Raw genomic sequence first — 24929 nt, 5'->3', positions numbered from 1 at the left:
ATCGTAAAAATGACTATCACAGCAACAAAGACTCGTTTTTGTCATCAAACATGGCAATTAGAAGCACAAATACAGCTCGTTCAATCTACGGAAGAAGTGACTTACGTTATTACAGATGTCACGCCGTTCCATCCCGTTAGTCACATATGGCCGGATCACCCTGCAGACAAAGGAACGTTGAAGGTGAATGGGGCTGAGCATGACGTAGTAGATTGCCAAGTTGGAGCAGTGGAGCAGGAGAGTGGTGCTTTGTATGTGGGTAGTGACATCCCTGTAAAGCGTGATGCTGAAGGTTGGGTGTTTGTCGTCGTGCATGTTTTATCACGTACGGAATCACTTGCAATTAATGACTTGGTAATATTAGCGGTAGATAAAGACTATCAAAATGCTTTGAGCCGAGGTCACACTGCAGGACACTTAGCGTATTTGGCGTTGAATAAAGTACTAGCGGAAGACTATTGGCGAAAAGACGCAGACCGCAAAGACCCGCATGGTTATTATGACTTTAATAGCTATGCGCAAGTTACGAGTTATGTCACTCCAGACAAGTGCCTCGATACGTACCGTTTAGGCAAAACACTCCGTAAAAGAGGATTAAACAGTGCAGATATGCTGAATGACCTCCAGGCGATTGCAGAAAAAGTGAATGACCAACTGGTTGAATGGCTTCAAAGAGATGCGATGATCACCATGGAATGCCACGGCGATAGATTAACTGACTCTCGCTATTGGAAATGCGATTTAGGGGAAGGTCAATTAGCGGTAATCCCTTGTGGTGGAACGCATGCGAGCCATTTAAATGAGTTTGCTTTTATCCAAGTTAAACTCGTTGAGCTCGACGCTCAAACTATCGAAATGCACACCAATGTAAACGCGGCTTTCTGAATAAGATCTTTTTATTAAATTCTAATTTTTTGTTTAATTAAATTAACTTAAGGGTTTTTATTCTGTATTAAATTGGAATACAGAATATGTAACTTATGCTTTCGGTGTGTGGTTATATAAATATTCTTTTAAGGGGTGATCGCTGATCAAGGAGTAAATATCAGACGATCAGTATAAGATCCTACTTATCAAGTATGGTTAGCGCCTCGTGAAACTTGTTGGGGCGGTGATGAAGATCAACATACTTGTTCGTTATTTTGAGTAGCATGCGTTACTCGAAATTGCTTAGTTTAGAGAGAGGAACGGGATATGCAGCAGAACATTTGCCCGACTTGCAATGTCGAACTGGAATGGACAGGACAATACCATTGTGCACAGTGTGAATCGGATTTTAAAAAAGTAGGTTTTTGCCCTGATTGTGAGGCGGAGCTGGAGAAGCTGCAAGCATGCGGTGCTGCGAGTTACTTTTGTAATGTGTGTAATGAACTCAAATCAAAATCACGTGTCCGATTTGAGTTCCAGAAAATCAGTTAACCAGAGTTTGTATTCAGTTAACGGTAGAACGAACGTCGCCTTCGGCTAATCGAGTAATCAATACATCTCCCGATTTTACATCTGAAGATTGAGTAATCACTTTACCTTGCTCAGTTTGAGTAATTGAGTAACCTCGTTTCAATGTCGCTAGCGGGCTGACGGTGTCTAACTTCTCTGCAGCAATCGCGAGTTGATGGCGCATAGTCAGTAACTTGCGATCCATTGCATCCATGAGCTTTTGCTCAACACGTTCTAGCTTCGACTTCTGCTCGGCAAGGCGTGTTACAGGAGAATTTAATTGCAGCCGATAATGTTGACGCTCGATTCGCTGTTGACGCAAGGCAATAAAACGACTCATCGCTCGCTGTAAGCGCATGTCCAACTCATCTAACTGTTGCGTCTGACGCTGCAAGCGATAGCTTGGGTGCTGTCTCTCTAGACGGTGCACTAATTGCGCAGATTGCTGCTTTTGTTGTGCTAGGTAGTAACGCATCGCGCTCGCTAACTTATGCTGGCGGGTAACTAAAGCTTGATCTTTGTGGCTGTTATCACGGCTTACTAGCTCAGCTGCTGCTGATGGAGTAGGCGCGCGTACGTCGGCGACAAAATCAGCTATTGTCACGTCGACTTCATGTCCAACGGCGCTAATAATAGGAATTTGGCTTGCTGCAATCGTGCGAGCTAATATCTCGTTGTTAAAGCACCATAAGTCTTCCAATGAACCACCACCTCGGCCCACAATTAGCACATCACATTCATCACGGCTGTTAGCGCGACCAATGGCTTGTGCGATTTGAATGGCTGCATCTTCACCTTGTACCACTGTCGGATAAATCACAACGGGTAGGGAAGGATCACGACGTTTCAATACGTCTAAGATATCGTAAAGCGCGGCACCAGTTTTCGATGTGATGACGCCAACACGTTTTGGGTGTTCAGGCAAAGGTTGCTTATTGGTTTGAGCGAACAACCCTTCTGCGGCAAGCTTCATTTTCAGCTCTTCAAACTCTTGCTGAAGACGGCCGTCACCTTCCGGTTGCATGCTTTCGATGATCAATTGGTAGTCACCGCGAGGCTCATAAAGAGAAAGACGAGCTTTTACTAGGACTTGATTACCGTTAGTGGGCTTGAAAGTAACGCGGCGATTGTTACCACGAAACATGGCACATTTAACTTGAGCGCGAGAGTCTTTAAGAGTGAGGTACCAGTGACCAGAGACAGGAGCTGAAAAGTTGGATATCTCTCCGACGAGCCAAACGATCCCCATTTCGTTTTCAAGGAGTAAACGAACTTCTGCGTTGAGACGAGAAACAGTAAAGATGTTTTGATTGGTCTTGGAGAGCACAGCTAATCTCTTAGACGTGAGTATGGAAATTAGCGGCAATATAATACATAGCAAGGGGGTAATTGCAAGAAAAAAATTAAAAAATTTGTGGTCAAGCGATTGCGTTAACCGTATAATCCCTCCGCAATATCTAATCCAAATGTAGCTTGTTGCTAACACAGGTTACCCTCATTATGCGAAACGATGAGATTGGATTGTTCTTTTTACTCCTCTAATTGTGAGATATTGCAAATGCTAAGAATTGCCAAAGAAGCGCTGACATTCGATGACGTACTACTTGTGCCAGCACACTCCACCGTTCTCCCAAACACAGCTGATCTTCGCACTCAGCTAACTAAGAACATCACCCTAAACATCCCTATGATTTCAGCGTCTATGGACACTGTTACTGAAGCTCGTCTAGCGATCGCGCTAGCGCAAGAGGGTGGCATTGGCTTTATCCACAAGAACATGTCTATTGAGCAGCAGGCAGCCGAAGTTCGTAAAGTTAAGAAGTTCGAAGCTGGTATGGTGACTGACGCGGTTACAGTAAACCCTGACGCGACCATCGCTGATGTTGTTGCACTCACTGAAAAGCATGGTTTTGCAGGTTTCCCTGTTGTCACTGAGAGCAATGAGCTTGTTGGTATTATCACTGGTCGTGACGTTCGTTTTGTGACGGACCTTTCTAAGAAAGTATCTTCAGTAATGACGCCAAAAGAGAAGTTGGCAGCGGTTAAAGAAGGTGCTACACGAGAAGAAGTGCAAGAGAAAATGCACGAAGCTCGCGTAGAGAAAGTATTGGTTGTGAATGATGAGTTCCAACTAACCGGTATGATTACTGCGAAAGACTTCCACAAAGCAGAACGTAAACCAAACGCATGTAAAGATGAGCGTGGTCGCCTACGTGTTGGCGCAGCAGTTGGTGCTGGTGCTGGTAACGAAGAGCGAGTTGCTGCACTAGTTGAAGCTGGCGTTGACGTTCTACTTATCGACTCTTCACACGGTCATTCTGAAGGTGTTCTAAGCCGCATTCGTGAAACACGTGCAGCTTACCCAGATCTAGACATCATCGGTGGTAACGTAGCAACAGGTGCTGGTGCTAAAGCACTAATCGAAGCTGGCGTAAGCGCAGTGAAAGTTGGTATCGGCCCTGGTTCTATCTGTACAACTCGTATTGTAACGGGTGTGGGAGTTCCACAAATCACTGCAATCGCAGATGCGGCAGAAGTTGCTAATGATTATGGTATTCCAGTTATCGCTGACGGTGGTATCCGTTTCTCAGGTGATATCTGTAAAGCAATCGTAGCAGGCGCATCATGTGTGATGGTTGGTTCTATGTTTGCAGGTACTGAAGAAGCGCCGGGTGAAGTGATTCTATACAACGGCCGTTCTTACAAGTCTTACCGTGGCATGGGTTCTCTTGGTGCAATGTCTCAAGGTTCTTCTGACCGTTACTTCCAGTCTGACAACGCAGCGGACAAGCTAGTACCAGAAGGTATCGAAGGTCGTATCGCATACAAAGGCCGTCTAAAAGAGATCGTACACCAACAAATGGGTGGTCTACGTTCAAGCATGGGTCTAACTGGCTCTGCAACTATCGAAGATATGCGTACGAAAGCTGAATTTGTACGTATCTCTGGTGCTGGTATGCAAGAGTCTCATGTACACGATGTTCAAATTACTAAGGAAGCACCGAACTACCGTCTAGGGAACTGATTACTTAACGGAAACGTTTGCTTTTTCCTTGAAGCATTAAGAAGAGGCGAGTACACTCGCCTCGGTTTTAATCACTTAGCCTTAAAAAGACTGCTCAAAATGACTAAAAATATCCATGACCAACGTATTCTGATCTTGGACTTCGGTTCTCAGTACACTCAATTAGTAGCACGCCGCGTACGTGAAATCGGCGTTTACTGTGAACTATGGAGCTGGGATGTAGAAGAAGCGGATATTCGCGAATTCAACCCAGATGGCATTATCCTATCTGGCGGTCCAGAAAGCGTAACGGAAGAGAACTCTCCACGCGCGCCTCAATATGTATTTGACTCTGGTGTTCCTTTACTTGGCGTATGTTACGGCATGCAAACTATGGCGGAACAACTAGGTGGCAAAGTAGCAGGCTCTAACGAACGTGAGTTTGGCTACGCTCAGGTTAAAGTTTCTGGTGAATGTGCCTTATTTAAAGATCTTGAAGCAACTCAAGACGTATGGATGAGCCACGGCGACAAAGTAGTAGAGATCCCAGCCGATTTCGTAAAAGTTGGTGAGACAGACACTTGTCCTTACGCTGCGATGGCGAACGAAGAGAAGAAATACTACGGCGTTCAGTTCCACCCAGAAGTGACACACACAAAAGGTGGCCTACAAATGCTTGAGAACTTTGTTCTTGGCGTATGTGGCTGTGAGCGTCTATGGACATCGGAATCTATCATCGAAGACGCGGTTGCTCGCATTAAAGAGCAAGTGGGTGACGACGAAGTTATCCTAGGCTTATCTGGTGGTGTGGATTCATCTGTTGTTGCGATGCTGGTGCACCGCGCAATTGGCGACAAGCTAACGTGTGTATTTGTCGATAACGGTCTACTTCGTCTAAACGAAGGCCAACAAGTGATGGATATGTTTGGCGATAAGTTCGGCCTAAACATTATCAAAGTTGATGCAGAAGATCGTTTCCTTGAAGCTCTGAAAGGCAAGTCTGACCCAGAAGAGAAGCGTAAGACAATCGGCCACGTATTTGTAGATGTATTCGATGAAGAGTCGAAAAAGCTGAAAAATGCAAAATGGCTAGCGCAAGGTACCATCTACCCAGACGTAATCGAGTCTGCGGCATCTAAGACTGGTAAAGCGCACGTGATAAAATCACACCACAATGTGGGTGGTCTACCAGATGAAATGGAAATGGGTCTTGTTGAGCCACTACGTGAGCTGTTCAAAGATGAAGTTCGTAAGATTGGTCTAGAATTAGGCCTGCCTTATAACATGCTTTACCGCCACCCATTCCCAGGTCCAGGTCTAGGTGTTCGTGTTCTTGGTGAAATCAAGAAAGAATACTGTGACTTGCTACGTCGTGCTGATGCTATCTTCATTGAAGAGCTTCACGCTGCAGACCTATATGACAAAGTATCTCAAGCGTTCACGGTATTCCTACCAGTTCGCTCTGTAGGTGTAATGGGCGATGGCCGTAAATACGACTGGGTTGTATCACTACGTGCAGTAGAAACCATCGACTTTATGACGGCACACTGGGCGCACCTACCATACGACTTCCTAGGTAAGGTATCTAACCGTATTATCAACGAAGTTGATGGCATTTCTCGTGTTGTTTACGACATTTCTGGTAAGCCACCAGCGACAATCGAGTGGGAATAATTCCCCAACCGGAAACGTCTGGTACTAACAGGCACTAAATCATACTTAAGTCCGCGTAATTGCGGACTTTTTTTGTTTTTGGCTTAGTCATTTTTGGCAATGTCTGGCAACGCCAAGCACGGTTTGACCGTGGTATTTTGATGGGTATGATTCATCGGTAATGCCATGGATTACGCCCGATACCATGCTGAGTGTTTTTGATGGGGCATGGTATTAAATTTTTATATCTATCTGTTTTATAAAGATTAACCTCTTGTTTTTTTAGAGGCTTTTCAGCATGGTATCAAACAAGAATAAAAGGTCGAAACATGCTGACTGATACCAAGTTACGCAATCTCAAACCCAAAGATAAACTTTACAAAGTCAATGACCGTGATGGCCTCTATGTTGCCGTCACCACTGCAGGATCTATCTCCTTTCGCTACAACTACTCGATCAATGGCAGGCAAGAAACCATTACCTTTGGCCGCTACGGAGTAGGAGGCATCACGTTAGCTGAAGCTCGTGAGCGCCTCAATGAAGCGAAGCGAATGGTTACTGTTGGAAAGTCACCGGCCAAAGAGAAAGCCCGTGCTAAGGCGAGAATGAAAGATGCTGAAACCTTTGGTGCCTGGGCTCAGAAATGGCTGCGTGGCTATCAGATGGCAGACTCTACCCGGGATATGCGTCGCTCTGTCTATGTCCGAGAGTTAGAGGGCAAATTTGGCAATCAGAAGCTCACAGAAATCACCCATGAAGATCTGCGAGCACTGACTGACGCGATAGTAGAGCGTGGCGCGCCCGCAACGGCTGTACATACGCGTGACATTGTACTCCAGGTGTATCGATGGGCGATTGAGAGAGGGCAGAAAGTTGAGAACCCAGCAGACTTGGTGAGGCCCGCAAGTATCGCTCGATTTGAACCAAGAGACCGAACATTAACACCGGCTGAGATCGGTTTGATGTACCGCTACATGGAAAAGGTAGGTACAACCCCTTCGATTCGTGCTGCGGTAAAGTTGCTGTTGTTGACTATGGTGCGCAAAAGCGAGTTAACCAATGCAACCTGGAATGAAATTAACTTTAGTGAAGCGTTGTGGACGATCCCCAAGGAGAGAATGAAACGACGTAACCCGCACCTGGTATTTTTGTCACGCCAGGCTATGGACATTCTCATCGCCTTAAAGACATTTGCCGGTGGGTCTGATTACATTCTTCCTTCCCGTTATGACTCAGATGCCCCAATGAGCAGCGCAACGATGAACCGAGTTATGGATTTGACATATAAAGCCGCGCAAAAGGAAGGTCAGTCACTAAGTAAGTTTGGGCCGCATGACCTACGTAGAACAGCGAGTACACTGCTGCATGAAGCTGGATACAACACTGATTGGATAGAAAAATGCCTGGCGCACGAACAGAAAGGGGTTAGAGCCGTTTACAACAAAGCTGAGTATCGAGAACAAAGAGCATCAATGCTACAGGACTGGGCTGATATGATAGATGAGTGGACCGGTCAAAAATTTTAATTGTTTTCTATTTTACTGTGTCTTTGTAGATAATAATTCTTAAATTTTATGTTAGTAGTGGGATGAAAAGGATTTTATATCGCTAGTTCTGGTTGGGCCTAATTTGAGTTATGTTGAGTATTAAACCATTTTTAACGTAACTTATATGGCAGAACAGTTTAAAGCTCTTAGCTACGGTTAAGTATTATTACCAAAATTTCCAACATTTCTTAGGTTATGAAGTATTGAGGTATTCTGAGTTTTTACTTTTCGAGCTAAGAATTTTCTTATTTAAATAAAAATCGATACTAATATTTTACTGATAAAAAGTACACAAATACATTGTGTGTTTATGTCCTTTTAAAAGGAAGGTGATTCAAGTTTTTTGTGATTTTAAAAAATGGCTGTTAAGATTCCTAATATATCATTAGAACTGAATGTATATTTAATTGTTAGTCAAAGTTGAGCAACTAGCGATGTAATAAACCAGCTACTTTTCTCTATACCGTTTTAACGAACATTTAATTAGCAAATGTAAAGAGATATATGTTGAGTCGGCATGAGATGTACTAGCTTAAAATCACTGGATTACTTCTAAAGATACTGACTCCATCCTTGTAACCACCGCTGATGCTGCCTTATGAAAATTTTAGCCGCTAAATTTTTTGATAACTTTTCCGTAAGAGTTACATCTTAACTTAAAGTGTGAGTTTGGTTAATGATGTGAACTTCAAATGGAATATTTTTAGGTTTGATTTTAGCCGCTAAAATCCATTTTTAATTAATATTTATGATTGCTATTTTTTAATTTGTTTCTTTATTTTCGATATGTTGGTTATTTAATTTCGATATATCGTTATTATTGTAAATGATATTTTTGTTTTTAATTTATTGGTGTTTATTTTTTGTTTTAAAATTTAATTTTGTTGTTATTATTAAAGTCTCTTCTGGTATTAGGAGGCAAATAAATGCAAACACTGGAACATAAAACACTAATTAATAGGAAAGCACTTCTGGAAATGATTCCACTCTCAGACCGGACTATTTACAACTTGGAAAAACGGGGTGAATTTCCACGCCGTATTGTTCTCACAAGTAGAAATGTAGCCTGGGATTTAGCTGAAGTTGAGAAATGGATTGAAGAACGTAGAAGATCTCGAATTCAGGCTAAGAGACCTGGGTATTTTATAGGAGGCTAAAAATATGGGACTTGATCTTATGTCTGCATTTAATGAACTGCCTCCACCGATTGATTACGTGCTGCCCAATATGGCAGCGGGAACCGTAGGATCCATTGTTTCTCCTGGCGGCGTAGGTAAATCAATGCTGGCCCTTCAATTGGCAGCACAGATAGCGGGAGGGCCGGATTTGCTGGGCATAGGTGATTTGGCTAATGGCTCAGTGGCCTATTTGCCTGCCGAGGACCCGACTACTGCTATTCATCATAGATTACACGTTTTGGGAACATACCTCTCTCCCACACAAAAACAAATGGTGGCCCAAAGTCTGCTTATTGAGCCATTAATTGGTAGGTGTCCTGACATAATGACTTCAGAATGGTTCGAAGGCATCAGGCAGGTTGCTGAGGGGAGGCGACTATTGATTCTGGATACTCTGCGTCGCTTCCATATTGAAGAAGAGAATGCCAGTGGACCTATGGCACAGGTGATCGGGCGAATGGAGACTATTGCCGCTGAAACGGATTGCTCCATTGTGTTTCTACATCATTCCAACAAAGGATCGGTGATGATGGGGGCTGGGGACCATCAGCAAGCCAGCCGAGGATCGTCAGTGTTAGTCGACAATATCCGCTGGCAAGCCTATCTCGCAAGTATGACTCCCGCTGAAGCAGAAAAATTGGGTGTTGATAGCAACCAGAGAAAATATTTTGTCCGTTTTGGGGTGAGTAAAGCTAATTACGGTGACCCATTTTCTGAGTGTTGGTTTAGACGACATGATGGCGGTGTACTTAAACCTGCTGTTCTGGAACGGAGAAAAAGGCAGCCAGCGATAAAGCTTAAAACTGTGGTAGGGAATGTTGATGACAACTGGTAACAAGGTTGCACCTACCAGTACGGTGTTGCAGGCTCGAGTTATGATCTATCAGCCTAGCCGAAAGCCAGTACAGCGTATGGGTGAATGGATAGAAACCCGATTTGGTCGCTGTCGGGTTACAGGTCGATTAGGGCAGCGCCATGCGGATATTGTTGAGTCCATGCTGTATTTGGCTGAGCGTCGACGCGATATTTCAGACGGTGGTGTCGAGCTACTGGTTGATCCAGCAAAGTTGCGTCGAATTTTGTCCGAGAACCAATACAGTGATAACCGACTAAAAAAGCTAGTTCGTGAATTGCGAGCTGCTACTGTTGAAATTGTTACTCCGAAGCTGGAGTTGACGGGAGAGCGTATCATTGGCGGTTTAGTTGACCATGTTGTTCCGTCTTCTATGACTCGACATAACCCACTGACTGGAGGCCAGCGGAATCTGTGGCGTGTCCGGTTAGGAGTCGCTTTGGTAATGCTGCTTGAGCAGGACTTGTTTCTCTATTATGAGCCAACACTTATTGCTAGGTTGCAATATGGGATTAGCCAAGCTGTTGCTCGTTTTGTACTCACACATAAGTGCGATCCTGCCGGAGGTTGGCATCTAGACACGCTTATCAAGGCCGTGAGCGGTGATGAAGTAAGCAGTAAGACTATGAGCAATCACCGGACGAGGATAAAAGAAGATATAGATAAGTTGCTTTGCATCGGCATAGAGATAAATACTGAAAATCGGGTTAAACGACTCGCAGCGGCCCGATAGTACCTCATTGCGGCCCGGAAGGTCCTCATAGGGGCCCGTGTATGACTCACAGAGGCCCGATTTTTTGTCATTTTGTCAGGATATTTAGTATATCTCAGGATATTCAGGCGGTGGGACCGCCCGTTTTATACGGGCTTTACCCCTTAAAGTGATAAAGCCCTATGGCTTTATCGAACGGCCATAGGCCGTTGGTTTAACGCCAAGAGGTGAAGGAGCGAGATTCTCAGAAGCTCTTCTTTCTTGGAGTACAAACCGACCGAAGGGAGACAATACTTAAAATATTTTAATATGTGGATTGGCTGAAAGTGTCAATGAAAGGAGGTAAGCAGTTTTTTGCCTTTCTTTAACTAATTGAAATTAAAGACTGTGTGGTGATTTGGTTTTGTTGATTTCAATGTTTATTGACATTTGGGGGGCGGTCACTTGCTCAAACAAGGAGGGTGATAGGAAATTTGAGTTTTCTATTTAGTGACTGGAGAAAAATAATCGAGTTAAAACGCTATTTTATGACTATAAGTACGCTGAATTTTACTTTAAGACATTGTTTTTAAGGTGTAATGCTTGTTGTGCAAGTTTAAGCGGAACATTACAGATAATTGCAAAGACCAATGCAGGTGTTTTAGTAGTGAAAACAGGGCCGAAGTACGGGCAGGATAGGTGAAGTAGGCCCACCAACAAGTTGATGGTTCCTATTTCACTCGTCCTTTATTCGCACCTTCGGGCTCAACGGTCCCCTGCTCTACGAGGTCTCTAATTATCGACTTTAACCCTTGGAACTCCTAACCAGCTTTAAGGGGAATGACACCTATGTTTCAAAGCTCTGAGGCCGCGCGTTTTTAAGGTGTCGCGCAGGTCGGACGCCAGGATAGAAAGTGACAATTTATCTTTGTAGAGGTCCACATTCACCGCTGATTTTCAGTAGGGGTAAAGGCTCATATCTATAGATTTTGGGCCGATACAGGTTGGTGGGTGCAACTTAGTCACGACAATACTAAGGGCACTCAATTATGAACAACGTACGTATTTTAGCGGCTAAAATAACTACGGCCGCTATTTCATTAGCATTTATCTCTCCCATACCGGTAGTAGCAGGGATTCCGGTTGTTGATGGAACGAACCTGACACAAAATATTATGTCAGCAATGGAGTCTGTCACTCAAACAGCCAAGCAGATCCAACAGTACCAAACTCAGTTGCAGCAATATGAAAACCAACTGCAAAACACGATGGCACCAGCAGCTTACATTTGGGACCAGGCACAATCGACGATCGATGATTTGACTCATGCCACCAACACGCTTGCCTATTATCAAAACCAGCTTGGTAGCCTTGATGCTTACATCAGCAAGTTCCAGGATGTGGCCTACTACCGCAGTTCACCTTGCTTTAACGGTTCTGGAGGGTGTACGCCAGCAGAACAAGCCGCGATGGAAGAAAACCGTCGTTTAGCGTCTGAATCCCAGAAAACGGCAAACGATGCTCTATTTGAGAGCTTGAAGTTACAGCATGAAAACTTACAGGCCGACGCTCGTCAGCTGCACCGCTTACAGTCTGCAGCTCAGGGAGCTGATGGTCAGTTAGCTGCTATTGGCTATGCTAACCAACTCGCCAGCAATCAGGCCAACCAACTCCTTCAAATCCGTAGCTTATTGATTGCTCAGCAGAATGCTGAAGCCGCTAGGCTGGCGTCAGAGAGTGATGCACATGCCAGGGGAGAGGCTAGAGAAAAACAGTTACGCTCCTGGGAATTTCAGCCAAGTCCAATCGATGATTTTTAAGGAGAATTGGGTATGAAAAAGTCAATTTTCCCTATATTGGCTGTAGTGACTGTTTTGCTTATCGGGTGTGAAGATATTTCACCAGAAGCAAATAAAGTAACCTGTACTGGAGAAGCATATCGACAAGCTCTTTCCGAGATTAAAAGCGCAGCGAAACGCCAGGTATTTTCGAGTAAATGCGAGTCTTTTCGTAAAGCTCAGCAAATGGGCAAGTGGGAGTTTAATCCCAGTCCAGAAGATGACTTTTAACGGGGGTGCTATGAAAAATATTATGTTTGGTAGTTTTTTCGTGGTCGTGATTTTCCTGTTGCCTGGAGTAGCTGTTGCTGATGAATTGAGCAGCAGCGGAGTTATGAATGATGTGCTTAGCCGCTTTCACGGTGCTACATCGATGTGGGGGCCCACGATTGAGGCAGCAGCAACTCGGCTTTTTTGGACGTTAGTGATTATTTCAATGGTGATTACTTTTGGGTTCATGTTGCTACGCAAAGCCGATATCGGTGAGTTCTTCGCTGAATTCATACGCTTCACTCTTTTTACGGGTTTTTACTGGTGGTTACTATCCAACGCTACGCATGGGATGAATATCGCGGGAACAATTGTTGATTCATTGCAACAACTTGGGGCTGATGCCGGAGGGCTTAGCAGTAGTAAGCTCGGGCCATCGAGTATTTTAGATATGGGGTTTGAGCTTTATGACAAAACTGTCGAGGCTACTTCAGAACTCAGTTGGAGGCAGTTCCCTACAGCATTAATGATGGAACTTATGGCTTTAGCTGTGTTGGTTGTTTTGGCTATTGTTTCTGTCAACTTACTGCTTCTTTTAACGGCCAGTTGGATACTGCTTTATGCCGGGGTTTTCTTTTTAGGCTTTGGAGGCTCTCGTTGGACCTCTGACATAGCAATTAACTATTACAAAGCCATATTAGGTTTGGCTGCTCAATTGCTGGCGATGGTGCTGATCGTTGCCATTGGTAAGCAGTTTCTCGTGGATTATCACAGCCAAATGAGTTCTGAGAACATGGCAAGTCAAGAGCTGGCCGTTATGTTGGTTATATCTCTGATTTTACTGTTTTTGGTAGACAAGGTTCCCCCTATGCTTTCCGGCTTGGTATCAGGTGGCAGTGTCGGTTCTACAGGAATTGGCTCATTTGGTGCTGGTGCTGCTGTAGGAGCTACTATGACAGCAGCTAGTATGGGAATTTCAGGGGCTAAAATGGCAGGCTCTGCGGTGTTGGGAGGTGCCGCAAATGCTGTTGGTGGAGCGAATACCATCAAAGCGGCTGTTACTAAAGCCCAGTCTAGTTTGTCAGGGGAAGATATGTCGAGCTTTAGTAGCAGTAATTTTAATGATACTAGCGAAAGCTCGGGTCGCGAGGGTTCGAGCAGCGACTACGCTGGTACTGGAGAATCCCCATTTGCTCAAGCAGCAGGGTTTAGTCATGCTTCCTCTTTGGCTGCTGGCACTGCAAGCGAATTGGCTAAAGGGGTGGGAGCAAAGGTAGCAGAGAAGTTTCAGGACACAGTCAACCAGACGGCAGGCGGTCGTTTGGCCACCTCCATACGCGAGAGTATGGAATCTAATGGCGACAACAAAGAATCCGTGGAGGGCAACTCTTCACTGTCCTTTGATAGCGATAGCTTGAGTGGTGACAATGGCGGCTGGATAAACAAAACTGGTGGCTTTGATTCTCTGTCCAGTGAAGATCAGGAGAAAGCTCGCCAATCACACGCCGAATGGCAAGAACGTGACCCAGAAAAGCACGCTTCCAATGTCGAGGATTATGTTTCGTATGCCCAGGAACGCCAGCAGGAGCGCAACGAAGAGGTTGCCAGCTTTGTTAAAAAAGGCTGTATGGCATAACCAGTTAAGGATAATTGATTATGGAATTTCACTTTACTCCTTGATTTATCCGAGTAAACCGTAAACCAATTTTCTGATTTCAAACACTCCATGAGGTTAAATTATGTACTTTAATATAACCCCCTGTTATTGTTTTAAAAACGCTTTAGTTAATCAATTTCAAACTTTTAGTATTGAGTAACAGATTTATGGATATATTGAAGAATGTACTAAAACAGGATGATACCGTTCTTTTTATCGGTTCTGGTGTATCAATGTGGTCAGGATTACCCTCTTGGGGAAATATGATTTCTCAGCTGTGTGATTTCATTGAAAAGAACGGGGGGTGTGCTAGTTTAGTACGTTCTGAAGCTAAAGGGGGAGATCTTTTACAGGCCGCTAGCTATGGCTTTGAACAACTTACTAACTTACAAATTGGCGAGTTTATCAGGACAAGCTGTAAGTACGGAGTGGCTAAGCCATCGATTATTCATGAAAAAATTGTTTCTCTGGGACCGACAAGTTTCGTGACGACCAATTATGATAACCTAATAGAAGAAAGCGTTAGAAAATGGTTGCCTGATAAGTTTTTCCGCCCACCAGTAACTAACCGCCATCTTACCGAGACAGCAGGTATTGCTCACGCTAGATCTCGTGACTTTATATTTAAACCTCATGGTGATGCTGGAGATACTGAAAGTATAATTCTCACAAGGGAACAATACAGGATGCTTCTCCCTGGAGGGGAAAGACATGCTGCATTAGAAACGGTTAAACTTCTACTTGCCAGTCGCCCACTAGTTTATATTGGTTTTGGGTTAAGAGATCCTGATTTCCTTTATTTAAGAGATTTATTAGCGAACACTTATAAAGGTGGTGTCAGAGACCATTACGCATTAATGGCTGATGTTACTGACAGTGAAGTTAGTTACTGGAGAAACAACTATGGGATTCATCTAGTTAACTATGATACATACGAAGATGAGAGTGGGAAAAGGAGTCATCACTACCTATTAACACTATTAGATCAATTGCAAGAATATACAGAAACAACATATCCAGAAAATCAAATCCCAGAAGATAGTCAAACTTTCTCACCACAAAATATCCTTTCTTTAGCTCGACATGCAGGGAGATTATTAGCTTTTACATCAGTTAATCCTGAGTTAAAAATAAGAGCAACGCTGACACGGTCTGGAGTTGATGGAGAACAATCAAATAAGCTAAATAAGTATATCGGTTATAATGAGTATTCTGTTGATAAAGTGCTAGGGAAGGATGGGCCAAATAGGGCAATAGTTACAGGTTTGCCTGGCGCAGGAAAGTCCTACTCGATGAAAAAATCAGCATCCGTTCTTGCCGCTAACCTAAATAAAGCATGTTTAGCCGAAGAATTTTGCCCTGAGGATATAGTAGTTCCAATATATGTAGATTTGAAGCTCTATGACGGAGATATAAAAGATTTAGTATCTAAGTCATTGGCATCAACTTTGAGTTTTGACGAGTTGGATAAAAGGTTTAGAGTTAGGTTATTTCTAGATTCATTTAATGAAATACCTCGAAACTTTATAGAAACAGGAGATTATGAAAAAGATATATTTAACTTCATAGATAATCTAAATAATAGTGATGTGATTATTGGTTCGAGAACAAATGATGGTTTATTAAAGTTAAATTTACCGATATATTGCCTAGAAGATATTGATTACTCTTATGTCGCTTCTGAAGTTGAAAGTAAAGGAGTATCTTTTGATAAACGCTTCAAAAATGAAATTATTTCTATGCTCCAAAAACCATTTTTCTTCAACTTATTTGTTAATGAAAAAGTGGAATTGCCTGAAAAGTTTAATCCGATAGATCTCTATGACTCTTATTTTGAAAATATAGAGTATTCTTTCGCCAAAAATTATGGTTTTCATTTAGATCTAAGAGCTTGCCTTTCGGGCATTGCATACGAAGCTCTTAATAATGGAGTGGAGGCACAACCACTTCAAGTAGTTCTTCATTTTTTGAAAAATCAACTAAGCAAACAAGATATAAGCAGTGTTTGTGAATCAGAAATTGCTAACTGGTTAGTGTCGACAGACTTACTTATTCCTTATGTTAACAATAAAGTTGCGTTTTTTCATCAATCAATAACAGAATATCTAGCAGCTACTGAGTTGTCATGCAAGTATCAGAAAAATCCTGAAGTATTGAGAGAGATCTTAAGTCATACGCGTTGGGATCAAGCTTTATTTTTTACATTGCCATTGCTATGTGATGAGCTCTCTGAAAAGTTTTTAGAGCATGTTATGGATATCGATCTTCGCCTTGCAATAAGAGCGTCAAAATATATGGAGACAGGGAAATCTGAAATAGTAAGAAAGCTATTAGAAAGGATTGTCTCTCGATACAAACAGCATGGTAATGAATTCGATGGAATTGAAAGTGCAATGACTAATAGTTTAGTCGTTGATAGTTCACATACTGAATTACTGTATGAAATTTCTGGGTTCAATAACAGTATCGGAGGTGCTGCAATTCACCTGCTAGATAGTATAAAGGGTGAAGAGTTAAAAGAGTATTGTTTTGAGCTAATGTATACCTATAGGCATGACTACAATTTTATAGCTAATGGAGTGTCTATTATTTTAAAAAAATATATAACTAACAAAGATATTGATGACATACAAAATTTAATAAATAAAGTTGATGAGTCTGAAATTGATGGTAATGGTTTGGAAGGGTTCATTTCAGGTGTTGCAAACCTATTAAGTTCTATCGATTTATCTGAAGTAAAAGAAAGATTTTTTACCTCTAAAAAAGATAATCTTCCTAGATTAAATGGATTTATATTATCAAGGTTGTTATATAGTGAAAGTAATAATGAAAAATTAGAGTTTGCTGTCGAGCTACTTAAGTATGATCACAAAGCCATAGTGTCATTATATTTTATTTGTACTTTTGTGGAAGAAAATATTTTAGATTTTAGTGTTTTTAAAGAAGAACAACTTGAGCAACTAATACATCATGCATTAGTTCCTGAATCATGGGCTATAAGTACTATTCAAACTATCTGTAAAAATAGTCCAGAATTTAAATCTTTAGTAGTAAAAAAAATTGATACAGTTGAGAATTCTTTGATTAAGGTAGTACTGCAATCAGTTATCTCAAATGATCCTAGTCTTGTAATCGAAGCTATGAAGGAACTGAGCAATAAACCAACAGAAATCCTGTCTAGTGAACCGTTACATTTATTTGAGCAAATAGATGTCGATTGGGTAGGTCATGAAACCGACATTATGGAAATTTTGAGCCTTGGTAAAATGGAAATTTCAAAAGTACTCTTGGAGCAAATTAGACATAAAAGCTTAGGAGAGTTACCAATTGAAGATGTGGTGCCATGGCTTGACATGTTTAGTGATTATAATACAGACGGAAATATAAATTGGAACACATATCTATTCGCTGAGTTATTAGGACGGTGCTTATCTAAAGAGAAAGAAAAACTATTTATTGACGAATTTAATTCCACAAATTCGAAATATAGAGGATTGCTGTCGGAGCTAATATTAGTTCAATTTGATAACTTATCGACAGATGACTTTTCTGATAGTGCTATTTCTTACCTTCTGTCAAAGTTAAATAAAAATGGGCATGGGTTCAACTTTAGGAGCCCTTTACTAGGTAACACCTGTACCAAAAAGTTTGTGAACGAGAACCTGCTTCCATTACTGAATATTGAAGAACAACCTCTAGCTAGAAACTTGCGTCAAGTATTGTTATCTGCAGGTCAGAGACATGGAAAACGCTATATCTCTTGTTGATTGTTGAATAATATTAACAGACGAATACCTATCAATAGAGCGGCGATATTTAGTTGCTCTATACAATATTTATCACTGTGATACGTACAAAACAGTATTAAAAGAATTGATAATTTTAGCTAGGTAAACGCATATTGGCTGAATATAAATTGGCTTTTATTCTAACGAATAGAGCGTAAAAGCTAATTATGGGTTTTGGCAACAAGAGTCAGTACCACTTCCTCTGACTCGATTTTGGGATACCGTTATTTGGTGGAGGATTTACTCGGCTTTAGGCCAGGAGTGTTTCCTGGCGTTTTCTTGTTGTCACGTCGACGCTGATCTGGCTTGCCAGTCGACTTGGCTATTGGTTTTGGTCCTGGCTTCAAACCCATAATTTGATCCTTTTATTTAATGAGGTTATTCCTCGTTGTATAATCTTTGGGCACCATTGATTGCTTTCAAGATGTGTATGAAAAATAATCAAAAAATATACCCTAAATTTTCTGCTGGTAACTGACGTTTTGACGAGCAGCTTAAAATGTATGGTGACCAGTTGGAGGTACAAGGTGGATAGAACTACATCAGGACCGCGAATGCTTACTACCGAAGAGAAAAAAGAGCTTCGTCATGATATGGCAGCATCCTCCGCCTGGGCCAAAGCTGAACTAAAACGTCGACGAGCCGCAAAAAATCAAAAAAATTCTGCGCATGGTATAGATGATGGTATCGATAATGACCATATTTCTAACTAGCTGTTATATAGGTATATTTTCTTATTATTGATATTCGAGTGGGAATAATTTTCCTCTAGACTGTTGAGTTTATAAGAACCAGCCTCCGGGCTGGTTTTTTTGTGCTTCAAATTTGTGAAGAGGGGACTCAACTTTTTTATAGGAGATATATACATGCGATAAAATTAAATATATATTCATTTTAATTATTTGAATATTATAAATGGTATTGCTATGGAACAGGCTGAAGTTACCTCTCTCATTCCCATCCTTATTACTCTTTTCCTCGCTCTGACGACGAGAAATGTCGTCGTTGGTTTATTCGCTGGTGTGGTCAGTGGCGTCGCTATGCTTGAAGGGACATTTGTCGAAAAAGGACCACTAGACTCGTTTAGTGCGTTGATGAAAAGCTATCTACTGCCGCAACTTACCGATAGCTACAACGCTGGTGTGATTTTGTTATTAGTGTTCATTGGTGGTTTCGTTGCGCTGATGGAAAAGTCTGGTGGTGGCGTTGCTTTTGCTAAAAAGGTCACTCAGTGGGTGGCGAGTAAATGCCAAGCTCAACTGTCCGCATGGTTCGGTGGTGTGGTTATTTTCTTCTCTGACCTTGGTACACCGTTGATTGTTGGTCCTGTTTTTCGTCCTTTATTTGATAAGTTAAAAGTATCACGCCAAAAATTAGCTTTTATTATCGATTCTACTTCCTCTCCCGTCGCAATCTTGATTCCTTTTATCGGATGGGGCGTTTATATCATGGGATTGATTCAAAAAGAGTTTACTGCCCTGAATGTCAGTATGAGTGACTGGGATGCTTTCATTGGCGCGATCCCGTATCAGTTTTACGCCTTTCTTGCGATCGCGATTGTGCCGATTGTCTCTTTCTTCAAATTAGATTTCGGACCGATGGCGAAGGCTGAGCAGTTAGCAGAACAGGGCTCCGACTTTGGGAAAGTGCAGGAGTCTATGAATGTATTTACGCATAAAAATGCAAAATCTAGTTTTGTATGGGCGCCTTTGCTCGTTATGCTAGTGGTTCTATGTACCATCCTCGTGCCACACGGTTTTCCATTTCAAAAAGTGGCAGGATCAACGTTTAGGGCTGCACTTTCTTCTGCATATTTCTTCGCGGCCTTCACTTTAATTGCGCTGATGGCGTTTTATGGCGTAAGAAAGCTTTCGGATGGTATTCAGGTTTATCTGAAAGGGATGTCAAACATGATGTCAGTGGCGGTGATTCTGGTATTGGCTTGGGCGCTTAGCTCGGTTGGGAAAGAATTAGGTGCAGCTGCATACATTGCTGAACAAGCTCAAGCGGGTTTCCCTTATTGGCTATTGCCAGCGGTTGCCTTTTTGCTTGCTGGTATTATCTCGTTCGCGACGGGATCGTCGTGGGGAACGTTCGCCATCATGATGCCATTAGTGATCCCAACCGCTGTTGCGATTGACGCTCCTTTGTTGGTTTGTATTGGTGCGGTGTTATCTGGTGGTCTGTTTGGCGACCACTGTTCTCCAATCTCTGAAACGACGATTTTGTCGTCGACAGGGGCAGGGTGTGAGCAGTATGAGCACTTCCGTACACAGTTGCCTTACGCATTACTCAATGGAATGATTGCATTAGGGTGTTTCCTTTTAGCTGGAATCAACGCCTCGCCAGTGATTGTGCTTGCCGCTATTGTTGCTCAGTGTGTGGTTTATTTTGTGTTGTCTAAACAAAAATCAACCGCGAAGCTAGACGTGGTTTCGGGAGAACAATAAAGATAGAAATATCATAAAGCGGAGGCTCATTGGGTCTCCGCTTTTCTTTTGAGTCAAGGTAACATTTTTCTTGTGACAAAATGTGTGCGAGGACTTATTTATTCATTTTGTCTCGCAGAATCAACGCACTTAGCTCGGCGTTTTGTATATATGATCCACTATATGTCTAGTTATTCCTTGTATATTGTATTGTTAAAATCCGGAGACTAGACATGTTTGCACTCAAACATCTTCCTCTTGCATTGAGTTGTGTCCTAGCTGCACAAGCGAATGCGAGTATGAATATCCAGCCCGATCCGCAGAATCCAAACGGTTATGTCATTGCTCGTGGTGACGTTCAAGCCGTAGAGCAAAGCAAAACCTCTGACCCTATGTATGCCATTTGGTCACAAGCATTAGAGACGCGCCCGAACTCAGTGGTGGAGGCGATTGTTCCAGGAGCGGCAACCAATCCAGAAAACGTGAAGCGTGTAGAGCGTGTGTTCCCTGAAAGTGAGTGGGACTTCCTGACTCAAATGGCGGCACCTGAATACACTTACACGCGTTTCCTACGTGCAATTGGTAAGTTCCCAGCATTCTGTGGTGAGTACACGGATGGTCGAGATTCGGATGCGATTTGTAAAAAATCGATCGTGACAGCCTTTGCTCACTTTGCGCAGGAAACTGGTGGTCATATTTCGATTGATAACGTATCGGATAACCCTCTTGGATTGGAAGAGTGGCAGCAAGCTTTGGTTCATGTGCGTGAAATGGGCTGGTCAGAAGGTCAAGAAGGTTACACGACCGGTTGTGGTCAGAATGACTGGCAAAATAAGCGTTGGCCATGTGAACCAGGACAAGGTTACTTTGGACGTGGTGCTAAACAGCTTTCTTACCATTTTAACTATGGCGCGTTCTCTGAAGTGATGTTTGATGGTGATGCATCTGTATTGCTAAAAAATCCAGGCTTGGTTGCGGATTCATGGCTGAACTTGGCATCGGCTATCTGGTTCTTCCTAACGCCACAAGCACCGAAACCTGCAATGCTGCATGTGATTGACCGTACTTGGGTGCCTTCACAGCGTGAGCTTGATGCTGGCATTGGTTACGGCTTTGGTACCACCATCAACGTGATCAATGGTGGTATTGAGTGTGGTGAGCAAAATAAGGATAAAGGTCAACCTGTTAACCGTATTCGTTATTGGGAAGGTCTTGCCGCCCATTATCAAATTCCAATTGAAGCTGATGAAACAAACACTTGTTGGCAGCAGACGCCTTACGGCAGTCTGAACCTAAATGGTGCGACAGACGTGCTTTACACCAACTGGGATGGTAACTGGAAATACTACTCAGATCGCCCTGGAGGCCATTCGTTTGAATGTGAGTTGGTTGGTTTCCAAACGGCTTACTCTGCGCTAGTTGCGGGTGATTACGAGAAGTGCGTAACTAACTTCTACCAATCTCATGCGGGGTGGCCTGAAGTTCGTGTGGTTGAAAAACTAGACCCTGTTGATCCGGTCGATCCGCCTGTAGGAGGCGTGGCAGCTTGGGATGCAGGCAAAGTGTACAACACTGGTGATCAAGTCTCTTACCAAGGTGCTGTTTATGAAGCGAAATGGTGGTCACAAGGTAATGAGCCAACGAAAGGAGACCCGTGGAAGCTGGTTTCAGGCACACCTACTGAGCCGCCTACAACAGAACCTGAACCACCGGTGACTGAGCCAGAGCCGCCCGTCACAGAACCTGAGCCGCCAGTAACCGAGCCAGAACCACCAGTGACAGGCAATTTTATTCAGTGGGAGCCGGGTGTAACGCAAGTCGCTAACGGCGATAAAGTGACGTACCAAAACAAATGCTTTGTCGCAAAAAACGGCCCTGGAGTGTGGGAAAGCCCAACGCAGAGCAACTGGTTCTGGGACGAGATTTCTTGCCAGTAATCGAGTGAAAAATAACCTAACCATATATAAAGACTCTGCTTTTTCGCAGGGTCTTTTTTTATATATGTAGTGGTTTATTTATGGAATCTAAGTTTTCAATAACAGCTTTTCTCTTTTGTTCTGGGGCCCATTAAAATTCGCGCGCATTTTTTATCAACATTTTTGAAAAAAGGTATTTGTACATGTCGACAAAACTGGCTAACCCAGCACCGCTAGGTCTAATGGGTTTCGGTATGACCACTATTCTGCTTAATATTCATAACGCAGGATTTTTCCCAATTGACTCTATGATTCTAGCGATGGGCATCTTTTACGGTGGCCTTAGCCAAGTAATCGTTGGCATCATGTGCTTTAAACGCGGCGACACGTTCGGCACAACTGCGTTTACTTCTTACGGTCTATTTTGGCTAACACTAGTAGGCTTGATCGTAATGCCTCACATGGGTCTTCCTGCAAGCCCAGCAAGCTTTATGGGTTGGTACCTAGCGTTATGGGGTATCTTCACTGGTTTCATGTTCATTGGTTCTCTATGCTACCCAACAGCGAAGCAAGTGGTATTTGGTTCTCTAACTATCTTGTTCTTCTTGCTTGCTGCTCGTGATTTCACTGGTAGCGAAGTGATCGGTGCTATCGCTGGCTTCGAAGGTATCTTCTGTGGCGCAAGTGCAATTTACTTCGCAATGGCGCAAGTACTAAACAACGAATTTGGTCGTGAAGTTCTACCTGTAGGTAAAGCAAAAATCGCTCGTAAAGTTGAAGCTGTCGCTGCTTAATCCTTTACACATAATGCAGAAAAGGGGATTAACCAATGGTTAATCCCCTTTTTTATGCCCTTAAACGGACCACTGCTTTTTCTTGTTTATGCGTTAAGGCTATGTTGATGGTTGTTCAACAGTTTCTGTAGTACTGTTGTCTGCCGTTGGTGCCTTACCCGTTTTACGCTTGTACTTATCTTCCCAGTAATCTGCGCCTTTAATGCCTAGCGCTACAGGGTTGAATGTAAAGTCGGTCACACCACGTTTTTGTTGTTCTTCGTAATCGTTCAATGCTTTGAGAGCTGGTTTCGACATAAAGAAGATGATCAAAATACCGACGATGTTAAGCCATGCCATTAGACCGACACCTACATCACCCATCGCCCAGGCTAAGTTGGCGGTTTTCACGGTTCCGTAGAACACGGATGAAATAATAATGACTTTCAGAATAAACATCAGCCCATTTACTTTGAATGTACGACGAATGTAAGCAATGTTCGTTTCTGCAATGTAGTAGTAAGCCAGAATGGTTGTAAACGCAAAGAAGAAAAGTGCGATTGCGATGAATGGTTTACCCACGCCAGGTAGTGCACTTTCGATCGCCATTTGCGTAAATACAGGACCATTAGCACCAATATCAGCTGGTAGGTTTTGAATTAGGAACGTTCCTTCAACTGCACCATTTACGTTGTACGCGCCAGTGATAAGAATCATAAACGCGGTTGCTGAACACACAAGTAGTGTATCGATGTAAATAGAGAAAGATTGAACAAGACCTTGCTGAGCTGGGTGATCAACACTCGCTGCAGCTGCAGCGTGAGGACCTGTACCTTGACCCGCTTCGTTGGAGTAAACGCCACGTTTTACACCCCAACCGATTGCCGCACCAACACCTGCCATTGGTGTGAACGCGTCACCAATGATCATGCCGAAAATGCGTGGAACCTCACCAATGTTTAGTAGGATGATGACAAATGCAGTGATGATGTAAGCCAGCGCCATAAATGGCACAACGATTTGGGTAAAGTTTGCAATACGTTTTACGCCACCGAAGATGATGAAGGCCAGAATGACACAGACAACCGTACCAGTGAAAATTTTAGCAAAACTGAAGGTACCAATAGCGGTTTCAATCATGTCACCTGAGCCAAATGCTGCTTCTACTGCGTTACCGATGCTGTTCGATTGAACGCCAGGAAGTAGAACACCACATGCAAAGATGGTCGCGATAGCGAAGATCCAAGCGTACCATTTTTGTCCCATTGCTTTTTCAATGTAGTAAGCAGGACCACCACGGAATTCACCTTCGTCTTCTTCTTTATAGATTTGCGCAAGTGTCGACTCTGCGTATGCGGTTGCCGCACCAAAGAAGGCAACGACCCACATCCAGAATACGGCGCCTGGGCCACCGAAACCGATAGCGGCAGCAACACCAGCAATGTTACCTGTACCTACACGGCCAGATAGTGAAACGGCAAGTGCCTGAAATGATGATATCCCTTTTGTTGAACTCTTCCCTGAAAGTAATAAGCGCCACATCTCAAAGAAGTGACGAATTTGTACAAAACGCGTCATGATTGAATAGAACAAACCTGCACCAAGGCACAAATAGATCAGTACCGGGCTCCAAATAATTCCATTCAGAAAATCAACTAATGACTGCATGAGTATTTTCCCTGTTAGTTGTGTTTGTGGTTGTTTTTCACACAATACATTACCCTTTATGTAATGCAATTGTTAACTTTTTTGGCTATAAATCCTTTGTAGCGTGATGGTGAACACAGAATGGAGAGTGATTGTTAAAATTTAGTTCTTGTTGCTTATTTGCTCCTTTGAGGTATAAGATTTGTCTGATGATTAAATATGCAGCACATTGTCATTAAAATGTGCTGCACATTTGATGAGTTAAAAATGCCAAATACTATGCATTTTGTGGAGTAAAGGCCTGTTTG

19 protein-coding genes and 1 pseudogene are annotated in these 24929 nt (G+C 42.9%); 17 read left to right on the top strand and 3 right to left on the bottom strand.

Annotation, left to right across the window (positions count from 1 at the left end; genetic code table 11):
• The first annotated feature begins 9 nt into the window (after window positions 1-9).
• Both VEA_RS14060 and VEA_RS14055 read left to right on the top strand, forming a co-directional pair.
• Window positions 10-885 carry an alanyl-tRNA editing protein gene (locus VEA_RS14060; protein WP_041853054.1) on the top strand — a complete coding sequence of 292 codons (876 nt, stop codon included), beginning with the start codon at window positions 10-12 and terminating at the stop codon, window positions 883-885.
• Window positions 886-1194: 309 nt separating this feature from the next.
• Window positions 1195-1419, top strand: coding sequence for a zinc ribbon domain-containing protein (locus tag VEA_RS14055; RefSeq protein WP_012842112.1), 225 nt, complete (start codon window positions 1195-1197; stop codon window positions 1417-1419).
• A gap of 13 nt (window positions 1420-1432) precedes the next feature.
• Here the strand turns inward: VEA_RS14055 and xseA are convergent, their stop codons facing one another.
• A complete protein-coding gene (xseA, locus tag VEA_RS14050) occupies window positions 1433-2764 on the bottom strand; it encodes an exodeoxyribonuclease VII large subunit (protein ID WP_012842111.1) in 1332 nt (443 codons plus the stop codon).
• A 231-nt stretch (window positions 2765-2995) separates the two neighbouring features.
• Between xseA and guaB the strand changes: the two genes are divergently transcribed.
• The 11 genes and pseudogenes from guaB (at window position 2996) to VEA_RS14000 (ending at window position 17835) form a co-directional block, all read left to right on the top strand.
• On the top strand, window positions 2996-4462 hold the full coding sequence (gene guaB / locus VEA_RS14045; protein ID WP_005391524.1) for an IMP dehydrogenase: 1467 nt from the start codon (window positions 2996-2998) through the stop codon (window positions 4460-4462).
• A 99-nt stretch (window positions 4463-4561) separates the two neighbouring features.
• Complete coding sequence (gene guaA, locus VEA_RS14040; RefSeq protein WP_005391523.1) at window positions 4562-6115, top strand: glutamine-hydrolyzing GMP synthase; 1554 nt, start codon at window positions 4562-4564, stop codon at window positions 6113-6115.
• A gap of 308 nt (window positions 6116-6423) precedes the next feature.
• Entirely contained in the window at window positions 6424-7620 is a 1197-nt protein-coding gene (locus tag VEA_RS14035; RefSeq protein WP_006741877.1) for a tyrosine-type recombinase/integrase, read from the top strand.
• A 947-nt stretch (window positions 7621-8567) separates the two neighbouring features.
• Window positions 8568-8798: a helix-turn-helix transcriptional regulator gene (locus tag VEA_RS14030; protein WP_041852988.1), complete on the top strand. Its 231-nt coding sequence runs from the start codon at window positions 8568-8570 to the stop codon at window positions 8796-8798.
• A 19-nt stretch (window positions 8799-8817) separates the two neighbouring features.
• On the top strand, window positions 8818-9654 hold the full coding sequence (locus VEA_RS14025) for a helicase RepA family protein (RefSeq protein ID WP_244265468.1): 837 nt from the start codon (window positions 8818-8820) through the stop codon (window positions 9652-9654).
• Window positions 9641-10405: a hypothetical protein gene (locus VEA_RS14020; RefSeq protein WP_012842110.1), complete on the top strand. Its 765-nt coding sequence runs from the start codon at window positions 9641-9643 to the stop codon at window positions 10403-10405. Before VEA_RS14025 ends, VEA_RS14020 begins: the two co-directional genes overlap by 14 nt.
• Window positions 10406-11412: 1007 nt before the next feature.
• Window positions 11413-12183: a P-type conjugative transfer protein TrbJ gene (gene trbJ, locus VEA_RS14015; RefSeq protein ID WP_006741874.1), complete on the top strand. Its 771-nt coding sequence runs from the start codon at window positions 11413-11415 to the stop codon at window positions 12181-12183.
• 12 nt (window positions 12184-12195) lie between these two features.
• Window positions 12196-12432: an entry exclusion lipoprotein TrbK gene (trbK, locus tag VEA_RS14010; protein ID WP_012842109.1), complete on the top strand. Its 237-nt coding sequence runs from the start codon at window positions 12196-12198 to the stop codon at window positions 12430-12432.
• A pseudogene (gene trbL, locus VEA_RS24640) lies at window positions 12422-13387 on the top strand (P-type conjugative transfer protein TrbL); the annotation flags it as partial. The gene trbK and the pseudogene trbL, both read left to right, overlap by 11 nt.
• Window positions 13388-13849: 462 nt before the next feature.
• On the top strand, window positions 13850-14047 hold the full coding sequence (locus tag VEA_RS24635) for a conjugal transfer protein TrbL (protein WP_326570069.1): 198 nt from the start codon (window positions 13850-13852) through the stop codon (window positions 14045-14047).
• Window positions 14048-14235: 188 nt separating this feature from the next.
• Complete coding sequence (locus VEA_RS14000; protein ID WP_006741872.1) at window positions 14236-17835, top strand: SIR2 family protein; 3600 nt, start codon at window positions 14236-14238, stop codon at window positions 17833-17835.
• Window positions 17836-18080: 245 nt separating this feature from the next.
• On the opposite strand, the gene VEA_RS24605 is transcribed toward VEA_RS14000, so the two are convergent.
• The gene (locus VEA_RS24605; protein ID WP_004395831.1) at window positions 18081-18209 is read right to left on the bottom strand and encodes a hypothetical protein; all 129 of its coding nucleotides are present in this window, start codon (window positions 18207-18209) and stop codon (window positions 18081-18083) included.
• A 201-nt stretch (window positions 18210-18410) separates the two neighbouring features.
• Here VEA_RS24605 and VEA_RS24470 point away from each other — a divergent pair, with 201 nt between their 5' ends.
• The 4 genes from VEA_RS24470 to VEA_RS13985 all read left to right on the top strand — a co-directional run bounded on the left by VEA_RS24470 (window position 18411) and on the right by VEA_RS13985 (window position 22995).
• On the top strand, window positions 18411-18569 hold the full coding sequence (locus VEA_RS24470; RefSeq protein WP_012842107.1) for a hypothetical protein: 159 nt from the start codon (window positions 18411-18413) through the stop codon (window positions 18567-18569).
• 213 nt (window positions 18570-18782) lie between these two features.
• On the top strand, window positions 18783-20306 hold the full coding sequence (locus VEA_RS13995) for a Na+/H+ antiporter NhaC family protein (protein WP_006741871.1): 1524 nt from the start codon (window positions 18783-18785) through the stop codon (window positions 20304-20306).
• Window positions 20307-20518: 212 nt separating this feature from the next.
• Window positions 20519-22222: a chitinase gene (locus VEA_RS13990; RefSeq protein ID WP_005391520.1), complete on the top strand. Its 1704-nt coding sequence runs from the start codon at window positions 20519-20521 to the stop codon at window positions 22220-22222.
• Window positions 22223-22404: 182 nt separating this feature from the next.
• The gene (locus tag VEA_RS13985) at window positions 22405-22995 is read left to right on the top strand and encodes an acetate uptake transporter (RefSeq protein WP_005391518.1); all 591 of its coding nucleotides are present in this window, start codon (window positions 22405-22407) and stop codon (window positions 22993-22995) included.
• Between the two features lie 99 nt (window positions 22996-23094).
• On the opposite strand, the gene VEA_RS13980 is transcribed toward VEA_RS13985, so the two are convergent.
• Window positions 23095-24642: an alanine/glycine:cation symporter family protein gene (locus VEA_RS13980; RefSeq protein ID WP_012842106.1), complete on the bottom strand. Its 1548-nt coding sequence runs from the start codon at window positions 24640-24642 to the stop codon at window positions 23095-23097.
• Window positions 24643-24929 lie beyond the last annotated feature (287 nt).

This window comes from Vibrio antiquarius (assembly GCF_000024825.1).
Lineage (GTDB): Bacteria > Pseudomonadota > Gammaproteobacteria > Enterobacterales > Vibrionaceae > Vibrio > Vibrio diabolicus.
Note: the sequence above shows the minus strand (reverse complement) of the source record. Positions and strands in the feature narration are given on the sequence as shown.

Coding starts and splice junctions, on each gene's coding strand:
- VEA_RS14060 (WP_041853054.1), top strand. CDS start 10: ATGACTATCACAGCAACAAAGACTCGTTTTTGTCATCAAACATGGCAA.
- VEA_RS14055 (WP_012842112.1), top strand. CDS start 1,195: ATGCAGCAGAACATTTGCCCGACTTGCAATGTCGAACTGGAATGGACA.
- guaB (WP_005391524.1), top strand. CDS start 2,996: ATGCTAAGAATTGCCAAAGAAGCGCTGACATTCGATGACGTACTACTT.
- guaA (WP_005391523.1), top strand. CDS start 4,562: ATGACTAAAAATATCCATGACCAACGTATTCTGATCTTGGACTTCGGT.
- VEA_RS14035 (WP_006741877.1), top strand. CDS start 6,424: ATGCTGACTGATACCAAGTTACGCAATCTCAAACCCAAAGATAAACTT.
- VEA_RS14030 (WP_041852988.1), top strand. CDS start 8,568: ATGCAAACACTGGAACATAAAACACTAATTAATAGGAAAGCACTTCTG.
- VEA_RS14025 (WP_244265468.1), top strand. CDS start 8,818: ATGTCTGCATTTAATGAACTGCCTCCACCGATTGATTACGTGCTGCCC.
- VEA_RS14020 (WP_012842110.1), top strand. CDS start 9,641: ATGACAACTGGTAACAAGGTTGCACCTACCAGTACGGTGTTGCAGGCT.
- trbJ (WP_006741874.1), top strand. CDS start 11,413: ATGAACAACGTACGTATTTTAGCGGCTAAAATAACTACGGCCGCTATT.
- trbK (WP_012842109.1), top strand. CDS start 12,196: ATGAAAAAGTCAATTTTCCCTATATTGGCTGTAGTGACTGTTTTGCTT.
- VEA_RS14000 (WP_006741872.1), top strand. CDS start 14,236: ATGGATATATTGAAGAATGTACTAAAACAGGATGATACCGTTCTTTTT.
- VEA_RS24605 (WP_004395831.1), bottom strand. CDS start 18,209: ATGGGTTTGAAGCCAGGACCAAAACCAATAGCCAAGTCGACTGGCAAG.
- VEA_RS24470 (WP_012842107.1), top strand. CDS start 18,411: ATGCTTACTACCGAAGAGAAAAAAGAGCTTCGTCATGATATGGCAGCA.
- VEA_RS13995 (WP_006741871.1), top strand. CDS start 18,783: ATGGAACAGGCTGAAGTTACCTCTCTCATTCCCATCCTTATTACTCTT.
- VEA_RS13990 (WP_005391520.1), top strand. CDS start 20,519: ATGTTTGCACTCAAACATCTTCCTCTTGCATTGAGTTGTGTCCTAGCT.
- VEA_RS13985 (WP_005391518.1), top strand. CDS start 22,405: ATGTCGACAAAACTGGCTAACCCAGCACCGCTAGGTCTAATGGGTTTC.
- VEA_RS13980 (WP_012842106.1), bottom strand. CDS start 24,642: ATGCAGTCATTAGTTGATTTTCTGAATGGAATTATTTGGAGCCCGGTA.